Source organism: Bacillus cereus group sp. MYBK30-2 (assembly GCF_051915945.1).
Taxonomy (GTDB): domain Bacteria; phylum Bacillota; class Bacilli; order Bacillales; family Bacillaceae_G; genus Bacillus_A; species Bacillus_A paramycoides.
Genome location: NZ_JBQAFR010000008.1, coordinates 43266 through 55383, shown reverse-complemented (window position 1 = coordinate 55383; position 12118 = coordinate 43266). Strand labels below are relative to the sequence as shown.

The window sequence follows — 12118 nt, the reverse complement described above, 5'->3', positions numbered from 1 at the left end:
TAATCGGAATAGGGTGTATCGTTGGACGGTGTCCGTTGTGTGAAGATGCTATTTATGAAGATAAAGACTTAGTACCACGAACTTCTTCAGGAAAGTGCTCAGTAGCTAAAAAATAATAGCGAGAATAACCCGAATTGAGACTTCCACGACTAAAATCGCGAGCCCTAATCCTAACGAATTAACGGCTGGGATTCTTGAATGACAGAGCATTCGCATTCCATTTCTGTTGTAAATAGATTCCTATCTGTATATTTCTACAAAAAGAATCATATTTTCTGTGAATTATGATATAAATTTATCTTAGGTTGATGGTGATGTCGGCAGAATCCCGTTTCTTAATAAACGATGATCCCGCTCCATAATGTTATTTAGATATTTGACTTGTCTGATTGAGCTGCCTACGGGTATCTTTTTTTCTTTTTTTCAATTCTATAATTGCTATCGGAAAGATTGAACTCTGGCCTACTGTGATAACGCGAGGCTTAGAAACATGAAAAGACCGCAAAGCTTTTTTGAAAAAGTACTTTGCAGCCATATGATTTTTTTCTTGTTTAAATAAAAGTCAATTGTATTCCCTTCTGAATCAAAAGCACGATACAAATACGCCTAATTACTTTTAACCTTCACATGTGTTTCATCAACTCTTCAGGAATCGTTCATTGATTTCAAATGTATATTGGCTGAACCCTTTTCCACAAATTAATTCTTACTTGTTCTGTTTTGTCCATATATAAGATTAAGAAGCTGCATATATTCATCCTCTTGCCCGATATCAAATCGTTTCCCATCAATCATTTTTCCATATACTTTTTTAGTCATAATTAAAGAATGAATTGCATCTGTTAATTGATATTCCCCCCCAACACCAGGTTGAATATTTTTTAATAAAGGAAAAATATCAGGTGTAAAAACATATCTACCAAGTACGGCAAGATTAGATGGAGGATTTACTTTCGGCTTTTCGATAATATTTGTAATACTAACACAATTTTCTTTTACAGCCTTCCCTTCAATAATACCATACTTCTCTAAACATTCATCTGGTACCGTATGAATGCCTATTACACTATTTTTCGTCTCTTTATAAATACTAATCAACTGATTTAAAGCGGTTTCTTTATCCGAAACTACAATATCATCTGGCAAGAGTACAGCAAAAGGTTCATTACCAATAAATGTTTCACCTAATTTTATCGCCTCACCAAGTCCTCTCGCATATGGCTGCCTTATATAATGGATTTGAACATTAGGGATAGCAAGCCCTTTTAACAGATGTGATTTTTTTTCTTTTTCTAAAAAAGCCTCCAATTCTAATGAATAATCAAAGTAATCAACTATTAAATCCTTTCGGCTAGAAAGTACAATTAATATTTGCTCAATGCCTGACTTCACAGCTTCTTCTACAATATAATGAATCGCGGGTTTATTCCCTATTGGAAACATTTCTTTTGGAATCACCTTTGTAATTGGAAGACTCCTTGTGCCGTAACCAGCGGCTGGAATGATTGCTTTTTTAATCACTAACCTCTCTCCTTCACTTATTTAATATATTTATATTCATTCAACGCCTTACCTGCTCATGACGAAATCAAAAGGGGCCTTTACCTTTTTTTCTTTTTCCCTGCTTATATGAATAGGCATTTCACTTGTCACCAATCCAAGTTGTTCATCAATATACTGTAACAACTAGTACTAAGTACAGAAAGGTGACTATCATATGAATATATGTATTATAGGCTCTGGTTATGTTGGGCTCACATCAGCGGCGGTATTAGCAGAATTGGGTCATAATGTTATTTGTGTAGATAAAGATCAAGATAAAATTCATTCTCTCCAAAAGGGAGAATGCCCTATTTACGAACCAGATTTAAAAGAACTTATTCGAAAAAATCAAAATCGATTACAATTCCGTTGTGATATCGATAAGGCTATTCGACAATCACCTGTTATTCTTATCGCTGTAGGAACTCCTTCTACATCAAGTGGAAAGACGGATCTAAAATATCTTTATTCCGTTATTGATATACTAGTTCCAGCCATAACATCATATAAAACAATTATTACGAAAAGTACAGTTCCACCAGGTACAAATCAGCAATTATATGAAACACTCATTAAAAGTGGAGTTTCATCATCCCTATTCAATATTGTTTCTAATCCAGAATTTCTTCGCGAAGGTTCTGCTGTCCGCGATATGCTTATTCCAGATAGAACTATTATAGGTATCCAAAAAGATGACACAAAGTCGTTAGAAATTATGCAGGATATATATAAAGGGATTAGCGCACCTTTCCTTTGCACTGGATTAAACGAGGCGGAGATGATTAAATATACATCCAATGCATTTTTGGCTACAAAAATATCTTTTATAAATGAAATTTCTCGAATTTGTGATGCATATCACATTGATGTTGTTGAAGTGGCAAAAGGAATTGGCTATGACTTTCGAATTAACCCTCATTTTCTTCAAGCGGGAATGGGGTATGGGGGATCATGCTTCCCAAAAGATTTACATTCACTCATCTATACAGCAAATGATAGGCACGTAGCAGTTCCTATTTTACAAGCTGTACAATCCATTAACTCCACACAGATAGATCTCTATGTTGAAAAAATCAAAAATACTATAAAAGAACCCTCTTCAAAAAAAGTAACTGTTTTAGGAATTTCCTTTAAACCAAATACTGATGATATTCGTAGCTCCCTCGCTGTACTACTTCTTGAAAAGTTAATCCTTCTTGGCTACGATCTACATGCTTATGACCCAAAAGCTTTTCTCCCTCCACATTTAAAAAAACAAGTTACACAGCATGAGAACCTAGAATCCTCAATTACAAATTCTGATTGTATTATTATTGCTACGGAATGGAATGAATTTAAAACACTTAATTGGAAACAAGTCAAACAAGTTATGAAGGGATGCACAATCGTGGATGGACGTAATTGCATCGAAAAAGATGAAATAGAAAAATACGGATTACACTATATAGGAGTGGGTCGGTCATGAAAATCCTTGTAACAGGAGCCGCTGGTTTCATTGGCTCTCATTTGTGTCAAGCGTTACTTAAAAATGATGCATATCATGTAGTTGGAATTGATCATTTCATCGGTCCTACTCCAGCTATTTTAAAAACAGATAATATCCAATCTCTTCAATTGAATTCACGTTTTCAATTCATACGAGAAAACATTTTAACTACAGATTTATCGCAATTATTACAAGATATAGACGTAGTTTATCATTTAGCTGCTATACCCGGTGTCAGAACGAGCTGGGGAAAAGATTTTCAGGATTATGTAACAAACAATATAATGGTTACACAACATTTACTTGAAGCCTGTAAACATGTAAAATTAGATAAATTTATTCATATATCAACATCTTCTGTTTATGGTGAAAAATCTGGCGCGGTTTCTGAAGATTTATTACCTACCCCTCTATCTCCATATGGTGTTACAAAATTAAGTGGTGAACACTTATGTCATGTTTATCACAAAAATTTCCACATACCAATTGTTATTTTAAGATATTTCACAGTGTATGGGCCAAGGCAACGTCCTGACATGGCATTTCATAGATTAATTAAACAATTGTTAGAAGATAAACCTCTCACGATATTTGGTGATGGAACACAAACACGTGATTTTACCTATATCGATGACTGTATACGAGGAACTGTGGCCGCTTTAGAGACAAAAAAAAATATAATAGGTGAAATTATCAATATCGGTGGAAAAGAACAAGCATCCATTTTAGACATTATTTCTATGCTAGAAAAAATATTAGGTAAATCAGCAACTAAAAACTTTCTAAAATCAGTTCCTGGGGAACCGAAACAAACATGGGCAGATATATCTAAGGCCAGTACATTACTACAATATTCTCCAACCGTTTCTCTATTCGACGGTCTGGAGGCAGAATATCATTATGTAAAACAATTATACAAAGGAGATTAATTTATTAAAATTGCATATATATGTACAGAAAAATTACCATCTCCAGCGTTTAAAGGTGGAGCAATTCAAATGATGATTGATGGGGTGTCTTCCTATATAAGTCAAGAGTATGAGCTTACCATTTTCTCTATTTCAGATCCAAGTCTTCCAGAGCAAATAACATGAGATAATGTCAATTACATGTATTTTCCTCAAAAAGAATATGAGCAGAATGTTATAAGGACACTCCAAACCAATACCTTTGATATTATACATGTCTTTAATCGTCCCAAAAATATACCTCTATATAAACAAGCTTCTCCACACAGTAAATTTGTATTATGCAGGCAATCTTATTATTGAAAAGGTTACCGCCATCGTGACTGTTAGTAACTATATTAAACAAACTGTGATTGAGAGATTTCCACAAGCTGAAGATAAAATTTCTACTGTCTACTCTGGTGTTAATTTAAAACAGTCCCCTTCTATCTGGACACCAACAGGGCAAAAAATAAGAAGTGAATTTCGTACAAAATACGATATCCAAGATACAAAAGTGATTCTATTTGTTGGCCGATTATGTGAAAATAAGGGTCCACATTTACTCATTCACGCTATGAAGAAAATTATTCAAACACATAAAGATACGGTGCTTGTAATTGTTGGTGGTAAATGGTTTAGTGATAACAGAGTAAATAAATATATTAGAAAATTATATAGAATCGCTAAACCAATTAAAAAGCACGTAATTTTCACTAAATTTATTCCGGCAGATCAAATTCATAATATGTTTCTAATGGGGGATATATTTATTTGTAGCTCACATTGGAACGAACCATTGGCACTCGTTCATTATGAAGCAATGGCTGCAGGAATCCCAACTATTACAATAAACCGTGGGAAAAATGCTGAAGTTATAACAGATGAACATAACGGCTGTCTAGTAGAACAATATACTAATCCAATGGAGTATGCCAGACTCGTCCATGTCTTGTTATTTCAACGAGAATTTGCACAATGGATTGCTGAAAACGGCAGAAACGTTGTGGAAAAAAATTTTACATTTAAGCATACAGCAGAAAAACTACATCAGGTATATAAACAAGTAGCAGAATCCACTAATCAGCCTGCTAGAAATATTATGCGCCCCCTCAAAATTCAAATAATTTGAACTACTCATCATTTAACGTCCCGAAGGGCTGTTTGAAGTAGGAGATTCCTAAGTATGGAAACCTAACGATTTTAATTGAGTAAGCTATCCCTGTAGTTCCTACGGTTAAAAGAGGGATAGCTTCGTTTCTAAGATTTAGTCCTGCGTTACCATCTCTATCGTGATGTGTGCTACAAGAAAGGCAATCCCACTCACGAAGATTTAGATTTTTAACATCTTTATTTTGATAAATGTAACTCGAACATAGCTGATTAGAAATAAACGTTTTTGATACAACTACAACCTGCTTCCCGTACCATTTTCTTTTTTAATTGAGTAAGCTCGTCAGAAAAAATGATACGTTAATCCTTTCTCTATCTTTTTATAAGAATAACTTTATATAACAGAAAAACGATTAAATACAAAACGACTACAACCAATGAGTCTCGCAATTAAGGCTTTTTGTTCTTGATTTGGGTAAATACGAAATTTGTATGCCTTATTGATTAATATGGATTGTATCTCGCTTTTTTGTAAGGTTCCTGTATTAATAACAAAGGTAGGCTTACGCCTACCAACACTCATCTCCTACCTAAATTTGACGTTTTACACCTTCACATTTTTGAGGAAGGAGTCTTCTGTCGGAAAAAGATAAATACATGTATTTGATGCAAGAGATATATGAAGGATTTCTATCATGTATATGTTGAAGAATAAAAAACGCTTGGAAACCAAGCGTTTTTTTATTGCTCATTATTTTACTCGTCATCATCATCGTCATCTTCTTCTTCTTCTTCGTCATCATCATCTTCGTCATCTTCTTCATCTTCGTCTTCTTCATCTTCGTCTTCTTCTTCGTCATCATCATCTTCGTCCTCTTCTTCATCCTCTTCCTCTTCTTCGTCTTCGTCTTCGTCTTCGTCCTCTTCTTCATCCTCTTCCTCTTCTTCGTCTTCGTCCTCTTCTTCATCCTCTTCTTCTTCGTCTTCGTCCTCTTCTTCTTCCTCTTCTTCGTCTTCGTCTTCTTCATCTTCGTCTTCTTCATCTTCGTCTTCTTCATCTTCGTCTTCTTCATCTTCGTCTTCTTCTTCGTCTTCGTCTTCGTCCTCTTCGTCTTCTTCATCTTCGTCTTCTTCTTCGTCCTCGTCCTCTTCGTCTTCTTCATCTTCGTCTTCTTCTTCGTCCTCTTCTTCGTCTTCTTCGTCCTCTTCTTCTTCGTCCTCTTCTTCATCCTCGTCTTCGTCTTCTTCTTCGTCCTCGTCTTCGTCTTCTTCTTCGTCCTCTTCTTCATCCTCGTCTTCGTCTTCGTCTTCTTCTTCGTCCTCTTCTTCTTCGTCTTCGTCTTCTTCTTCGTCCTCTTCTTCTTCGTCTTCTTCTTCGTCTTCTTCGTCTTCTTCTTCGTCTTCGTCCTCGTCTTCTTCTTCTTCGTCTTCTTCGTCTTCTTCTTCGTCTTCTTCGTCCTCGTCTTCGTCCTCTTCTTCTTCGTCTTCTTCGTCCTCGTCTTCGTCCTCTTCTTCTTCGTCTGTAAAGATAACTTCTGTTTCATCAAGATATTGAATTTCAACCTCTACACCATTATGTGTGCCAGATTGAATCATTTCAGTTAGAGATTTTAGAACTTCCTGTATATCCTCATCCGAATTAACACTAAAGCCATTCTCAACATCTAGTTTTATTTTTGCTCTTTTCACATCGGCCATTTACCTAACTCCTTCGATATAGATTTATATATACTATGTTGAAAGAATATGAAAAGCTTAATATATTTGCGGAATTTTCATTATTCGTTTTCCTTAGCGTTCTTTACTAATTTCGCTAGCCATGGACTTTTTGATGATTGATCGTGAGGAATAATTTTGACTTTTACTTTCAGCTTTTTTATTTCAGTTAAAATGACCTCATTTTGTTCCTGGTTTCGCTCTTCTAGCTCTATTACATTTTGAATCCCTTCATCATTTATTTCATCAATTTTTGTAGTTTTTGGCGGGATTTGCTTTTCTAGCTCTATCAATCCATTTTTGGGTAACTCTACTGCTAGCCATGGACTTTTTAATGGTTGATCGTGAAGAATAATTTTGACTTTTACTTTCGGCTTTTCTATTTCAGTTAAAGCGACCTCATCTTGTTCCTGGTTTTGCTCTTCTATTTCAGTTAAAATGATCTCATTTTGTTCCTGGTTTTGCTCTTCTAGCTCTATTACATTTTGAATCCCTTCATCATTTATTTCATCAATTTTTGTAGTTTTTGGTGGGATTTGCTCTTCTAGCTCTATCAATCCATTTTTGGGTAACTCTACTAATTCTATTTCTTTAATAATCACTAAATTCTCTAGTACAGAAGATTCATTTAGTACAATATTTTTTTGTTGCTCATACTCGGACAATTCCCATCCCATTGGTCCAGGTGGAGAAAACACAAATTTCTCTAAATCTAAAATAGGAATCACTATCTCTTCCAGTTCTGGCTTCATTTTATTTCCCCCCACTATTGCTCTTGATTTCGTGGTAAATATCAGAAAAATTTTGTAAAAATTCTTCCTTAGAATCTTCAAGTGCAATGATATTTTGCAATGCCCAAATATACTTTTCATCAGACCAAGAACGCTTTTGTCCTAAATAGTATTTATGTGCAATTGAACAGAATAAGTGAGGAAACGATAAATCGGTCCAAAGAACACGAAATTGTTTTTCTGATAAGGAATTTTCCGAGTTATAGGCACTTAACATATGAATTGCTAAATTAGTATCCCAAACTGACATTTTTTTCATTACTTTGTTTAAAATAATACGTAGGTCTCTTACGGGTAAATCACTTGTAATAGAATGTAGCTCTTTCATAAACATAGCATCATCTATTTCTGCAAATCTTGCCAAAGTAAAATCCTGCTGACAAAAACTTTTAGATGCAATAACTTCTTTTGTCCATTGGTCATAATATGGCTCATTTATTTCTTGTAATGCTTTCTTACCACGTGCTAACATTTTATCGGCGTACTCTAAAAACATAGTTGAAAACAAATCATTTGGAAAAGAGAGTGCAATCCTTTTGTTTCCTTCTAATTCTTGTAATTTCCATCTGAATAATTTATGCCATTTTCCTAATCGACTTCGTATTTTACTTTCCTGCATCGGAATATACCCTTCCGATGCTTGATGAAATTTCCCTGCATATATTAGTACCTTCTCTAATTGTTCTTTATTATAATAAATGACTTCTTTCCCTTGATGTTTATCATATAGTACATACGCATACTCATCAGATCCAATACAAAATCCCCCTCTTTTTGTTTGGTGAATTTTTGTAATTGGTAATCCATTTTGAAGGAGATGTAAATGGGCTCCAGCAATAAATAGCATCCTTTTTGGGTGCATATGTGCTTGTTTTAATATTTTTAATCCTTCTTCTGTTTCAACTTCCCAAATCGTTCTCCCACTTCTGCTTGACTGGAGAATGATATTACTTACTTCAAATGGATAAAAGCTAAGTACCTTTTTTAAATGTTCACTCTCTAATCCAGTTGTTTCTTCCAATTTTCATCAGCCCCCTCTTAAATTCTATAAAATTTCCCCATACACTTTCATTAGATCCATGGCAACTCGGTTCCAACTAAATTCTTTTTCAACTTTCGCACGTCCATATTTCCCCATCTGTTTTCTGTTATTTTCGCTATTCAATAGATTAATTATTTTTTCTGCATATGCATCAGGATTCTCAAAGTCACTGACAATATATCCATTTTTCCCTTCTTCAATTACCTCAGGGTTACCACCTCGGTTGCTTGTAATAATTGGTAATCCCGCTGCCATTGCTTCGTAATGTACCCTAGCAAGAGGCTCTTGCCACTGTGAAGAACAGACAAAAATATCTGACATAGCGTAAAGTGTTGAAATATCCTTCGGCTTAACAAATTTAATAAAGACTACATTTTCTGGAAACATTGCGCCTAAGGTATATAAATGTTTTACATAATTATTTACATTGTCATCTCCAAACCATTTTGAACCAATAAAAACCATTACAATGTCTGGATTTTCCTCAATGATTTTAGGGAGAGCTTGTAGCAAAACATGAGGACCTTTTACTTTGCTCAAGCGTCCAACAAACAAAACCACTTTTTTATTTTGTAAATTTAACAGTTTTTGTACATGATTTTTAACTTTTGTACCATTCACGGTCCATGAAGGATAATATTCATTTACATCTACACCAGAATATACTGTTTTTGTCTTAGGTTTTGCAGTTTGAAAGCGCGAGGTTATTGTTTTTCCTATATAATCACTAACTGTTACAATTTTGGAAACAGCTGCAATACATGCTTCGCCCTCTTTATCACTTATCTTTTCATATGCAAACATTTCATTATGCACACTTAACACAAATTTGGTCTGTGGTGCCGCCTCACGTAAAATCGTAATCCAATTGGGACGATTACATAAATGAACCACATCATACTTTTCCTGTTTCAAATGTTTAATAATATAAGGCAGATATTCCTCTTCTGGAAAACGTATATACCTTACACCACCATTTTTTTCTTCTGGTTTTAAATTAGGATCTGTTATAGAAATAACTGTCACATTTTTTCCATTTGAAGCAATAATGGAAGCAACAGAATCTATATAAATTTGAATAGCTCCACCTCGTACAGCTGGCACAGGTAGCTTTTCAGTAGATATTATCGCAATTTTCACTTAATCTCCCCCCTGTTTCATAAAAATGCAATCCTCTTCATATATTACGAAGAAACCCTTATGTTTGTGAGTTATCAATTATTTTTCATTCTTTATAATTAAATTTGGTAAACATTACTTTTTCTTCTTAAAGGCAAATGGCTAGAACAAAAATGGCCATATACCATACAGTAATAAGAGAGTATAAAAGGATGGTGACATATTTGGAGAATCACAATGAAGATGCGGTATATACATTATCACCCGAAGAGGAGCAAAAATTAGTAGTATTGGCAGAGACAATGATTAAACATTGGGATATTGATGCGACTACAATCGAATTAGTACAAGGTGGACAACTGGCCTTAGTCTGGAAAATTCATACTACAGATGGACCATTTTGCTTAAAAAGAATTCATCGCCCTGAAAAAAAAGCCTTATTTTCCATTCATGCTCAAGATTATCTCGCCAAAAAAGGCATGCGTGTTCCAAGCATAATTCCAAGCAAACTGAATCAGTTATATACAAAACACGGTCCATTTTTATTTGTTGTTTATGAGTGGATTGAAGGAAGACCGTTTGAGCTTACAATGCAAGAAGATCTTGAAATGATTATGAAAGGTCTAGCGGATTTTCATGTAGCTTCTATTGGCTACAAACCGCCACCAGGCATACCTATCTTTACAAAGCTGGGACGTTGGCCCAATCATTACATTAAAAGATTTCAGCAGATGGAAATTTGGAAAACTTTATCCACAACTATGCCGGATGACCCATTTTCACAATTGTACTTAGCTGAAATTGATGCTTTCATTTTAGAAGCAAAACATACACACCAAAGACTATTGGAATCTGAATATACAAAATGGACTGATGAATTACAAACATTCCCAAATTTATGTCATCAAGATTATGGAACAGGAAATTCCTTATTAGATCCAAGTAATCAAATTTGGGTAATTGACTTAGATACAGTTTCTTACGATCTCCCTATTCGAGACTTGCGTAAAATGATTATTCCTTTACTAGATACAACTGGTGTTTGGAATGAAAACCAATTTCAAATTATGATTAACGCATATGAGTCAGTTTCTCCTTTAACAGCAGAGCAGAAGAAAATTATGTTTATTGATATGCTATTTCCATACGAGTTATATGATGTAATTCGTGAAAAATACGTCAGAAAATCACCATTACTTGCTGACGAACTTGCTGGAGCTATGGAATATGAAAGGATAAAGTCAAAAGCTTTAAATATATTAATAGAGGAATTTTAACGAACTTCAGCCAGAATTCTCCTTCCTCCACGCGCAGCATAGGTGGGAGATGAATGGCCCGACCTAACAAAAGTACTTCTGAGTGGTAAAGCATCGTAAAATTTGTTTATAGTAGAGTTATTGGAACAAACATTCGGAGGTGACGACATAATGAAATTGAACTACAGGTTTGAAATCTATCCTACAGAAGAACAACAACATACATTAGAGAGATGGATTTCCATTTGTCGTCAGCAATATAACTCCGCTTTGCTAGATAAACAACGATATTATAAACAAAAAAGACTTAACACGGTATGAATTACAAGATCAGCAAAAACTTGATAAAAAGATATATCATTTCTTAAAAGAGGTTCCTTCGCAACCTCTTCAAGAAGTGTTTGCGCGCTTGGAAAAAGCCTATAAAAAGTTCTTTAAAAAGGATGCTAGCTATCCAAAAAGGAAAAGTTTTAAAGAATATCGTTCTATTACTCTTACTCAATTTGGTATGTTCAAATATAAAAAGAAGGATGGTTCGTTGTGTACAAGCCGTCGTATGTGTTCTCTCACAAAAGGCGGTAAACTTCTTATCTCGAAATTAGGGGTCATTGATATCAAATGGCACCGTAAATTAGATGGTCGCGTTAAACAAGTTGTCATAAAGCATCAAGGGAACCGTTGGTTTGCGATTTTTTGTGTTGAAAAACACGTAAACCAAGGTTCTATTTGTAATGCAACTAAAATAACTGGTATTGATGTAAGCATCAAAAAATTTGCGGTTCTATCTAATGGAGAAGAAATTCAAAATCCTACGTTCCTACGCAAAGAAGAGCGTAAATTAAAACGTGCGCAATGTAAACATTCAAAAATAAAAAAAGGTTCGAAGAACTGGTACAAGCAAGTAGCCAAAGTACAACAAATTCATACGAAGATAGCGAATCAATGTAAGGATTTCTTGCACAAACTAAGCTTCAGATTAACCAACAGCTAGGGTGTAATTTGTATAGAAGACCTAAAAATCAAAAATATGGTACGTAACCGTCACCTAGCAAAATCCATCCACAATGCAGCGATTCACATTGAAAAAGCCGGCTTAACGCAAATTG

The 12118-nt window shown here is 34.6% G+C and carries 11 protein-coding genes and 3 pseudogenes; 6 read left to right on the top strand and 8 right to left on the bottom strand.

Annotated features, from left to right (window positions below; genetic code table 11):
- Positions 1-324: 324 nt before the first annotated feature.
- Positions 325-672: pseudogene (locus tag ACTFQM_RS24820) on the bottom strand (DDE-type integrase/transposase/recombinase); the annotation flags it as partial.
- A 27-nt stretch (positions 673-699) separates the two neighbouring features.
- Positions 700-1521, bottom strand: coding sequence for a UTP--glucose-1-phosphate uridylyltransferase (locus ACTFQM_RS24815; RefSeq protein WP_440036691.1), 822 nt, complete (start codon positions 1519-1521; stop codon positions 700-702).
- Between the two features lie 196 nt (positions 1522-1717).
- Here ACTFQM_RS24815 and ACTFQM_RS24810 point away from each other — a divergent pair, with 196 nt between their 5' ends.
- The 3 genes and pseudogenes from ACTFQM_RS24810 to ACTFQM_RS24800 all read left to right on the top strand — a co-directional run bounded on the left by ACTFQM_RS24810 (position 1718) and on the right by ACTFQM_RS24800 (position 5107).
- Positions 1718-3007, top strand: coding sequence for a UDP-glucose dehydrogenase family protein (locus tag ACTFQM_RS24810; RefSeq protein WP_002174977.1), 1290 nt, complete (start codon positions 1718-1720; stop codon positions 3005-3007).
- Positions 3004-3957: an NAD-dependent epimerase/dehydratase family protein gene (locus ACTFQM_RS24805; RefSeq protein WP_440036690.1), complete on the top strand. Its 954-nt coding sequence runs from the start codon at positions 3004-3006 to the stop codon at positions 3955-3957. Before ACTFQM_RS24810 ends, ACTFQM_RS24805 begins: the two co-directional genes overlap by 4 nt.
- A 3-nt stretch (positions 3958-3960) precedes the next feature.
- Positions 3961-5107 (top strand): annotated as a pseudogene (locus ACTFQM_RS24800) (glycosyltransferase family 4 protein).
- An 82-nt stretch (positions 5108-5189) separates the two neighbouring features.
- On the opposite strand, the pseudogene ACTFQM_RS24795 reads toward ACTFQM_RS24800, so the two are convergent.
- The 6 genes and pseudogenes from ACTFQM_RS24795 to ACTFQM_RS24770 form a co-directional block, all read right to left on the bottom strand.
- Positions 5190-5414, bottom strand: a pseudogene (locus tag ACTFQM_RS24795) (zinc ribbon domain-containing protein); the annotation flags it as partial.
- A gap of 68 nt (positions 5415-5482) precedes the next feature.
- Positions 5483-5671 (bottom strand): helix-turn-helix domain-containing protein, encoded by a 189-nt coding sequence (locus ACTFQM_RS24790; RefSeq protein ID WP_440036688.1) that lies wholly within the window; start codon positions 5669-5671, stop codon positions 5483-5485.
- A gap of 173 nt (positions 5672-5844) precedes the next feature.
- Complete coding sequence (locus ACTFQM_RS24785; protein ID WP_440036687.1) at positions 5845-6786, bottom strand: hypothetical protein; 942 nt, start codon at positions 6784-6786, stop codon at positions 5845-5847.
- Positions 6787-6866: 80 nt separating this feature from the next.
- A complete protein-coding gene (locus ACTFQM_RS24780) occupies positions 6867-7556 on the bottom strand; it encodes a hypothetical protein (RefSeq protein ID WP_440036686.1) in 690 nt (229 codons plus the stop codon).
- Position 7557: 1 nt separating this feature from the next.
- A complete protein-coding gene (gene cotS / locus ACTFQM_RS24775; RefSeq protein WP_025151162.1) occupies positions 7558-8616 on the bottom strand; it encodes a spore coat putative kinase CotS in 1059 nt (352 codons plus the stop codon).
- Between the two features lie 24 nt (positions 8617-8640).
- Positions 8641-9777, bottom strand: a complete 1137-nt coding sequence (locus ACTFQM_RS24770) for a glycosyltransferase family 4 protein (RefSeq protein ID WP_025151163.1) — start codon at positions 9775-9777, stop codon at positions 8641-8643.
- A 152-nt stretch (positions 9778-9929) separates the two neighbouring features.
- On the opposite strand from ACTFQM_RS24770, the gene ACTFQM_RS24765 reads away from it, so the two are divergent.
- From ACTFQM_RS24765 to ACTFQM_RS24755, 3 genes are all read left to right on the top strand, one after another.
- Positions 9930-11033 carry a CotS family spore coat protein gene (locus ACTFQM_RS24765; RefSeq protein ID WP_048374828.1) on the top strand — a complete coding sequence of 368 codons (1104 nt, stop codon included), beginning with the start codon at positions 9930-9932 and terminating at the stop codon, positions 11031-11033.
- 150 nt (positions 11034-11183) lie between these two features.
- Entirely contained in the window at positions 11184-11333 is a 150-nt protein-coding gene (locus ACTFQM_RS24760; RefSeq protein WP_231595898.1) for a helix-turn-helix domain-containing protein, read from the top strand.
- A complete protein-coding gene (locus tag ACTFQM_RS24755) occupies positions 11290-12003 on the top strand; it encodes an RNA-guided endonuclease InsQ/TnpB family protein (RefSeq protein WP_440036724.1) in 714 nt (237 codons plus the stop codon). Before ACTFQM_RS24760 ends, ACTFQM_RS24755 begins: the two co-directional genes overlap by 44 nt.
- Positions 12004-12118 lie beyond the last annotated feature (115 nt).

Bases quoted from the DNA above. Each gene is read 5' to 3' on its own strand.
- ACTFQM_RS24810 (WP_002174977.1), top strand. From the start codon at position 1,718: ATGAATATATGTATTATAGGCTCTGGTTATGTTGGGCTCACATCAGCG.
- ACTFQM_RS24805 (WP_440036690.1), top strand. From the start codon at position 3,004: ATGAAAATCCTTGTAACAGGAGCCGCTGGTTTCATTGGCTCTCATTTG.
- ACTFQM_RS24790 (WP_440036688.1), bottom strand. From the start codon at position 5,671: ATGAGTGTTGGTAGGCGTAAGCCTACCTTTGTTATTAATACAGGAACC.
- ACTFQM_RS24785 (WP_440036687.1), bottom strand. From the start codon at position 6,786: ATGGCCGATGTGAAAAGAGCAAAAATAAAACTAGATGTTGAGAATGGC.
- ACTFQM_RS24780 (WP_440036686.1), bottom strand. From the start codon at position 7,556: ATGAAGCCAGAACTGGAAGAGATAGTGATTCCTATTTTAGATTTAGAG.
- ACTFQM_RS24765 (WP_048374828.1), top strand. From the start codon at position 9,930: ATGGCCATATACCATACAGTAATAAGAGAGTATAAAAGGATGGTGACA.
- ACTFQM_RS24760 (WP_231595898.1), top strand. From the start codon at position 11,184: ATGAAATTGAACTACAGGTTTGAAATCTATCCTACAGAAGAACAACAA.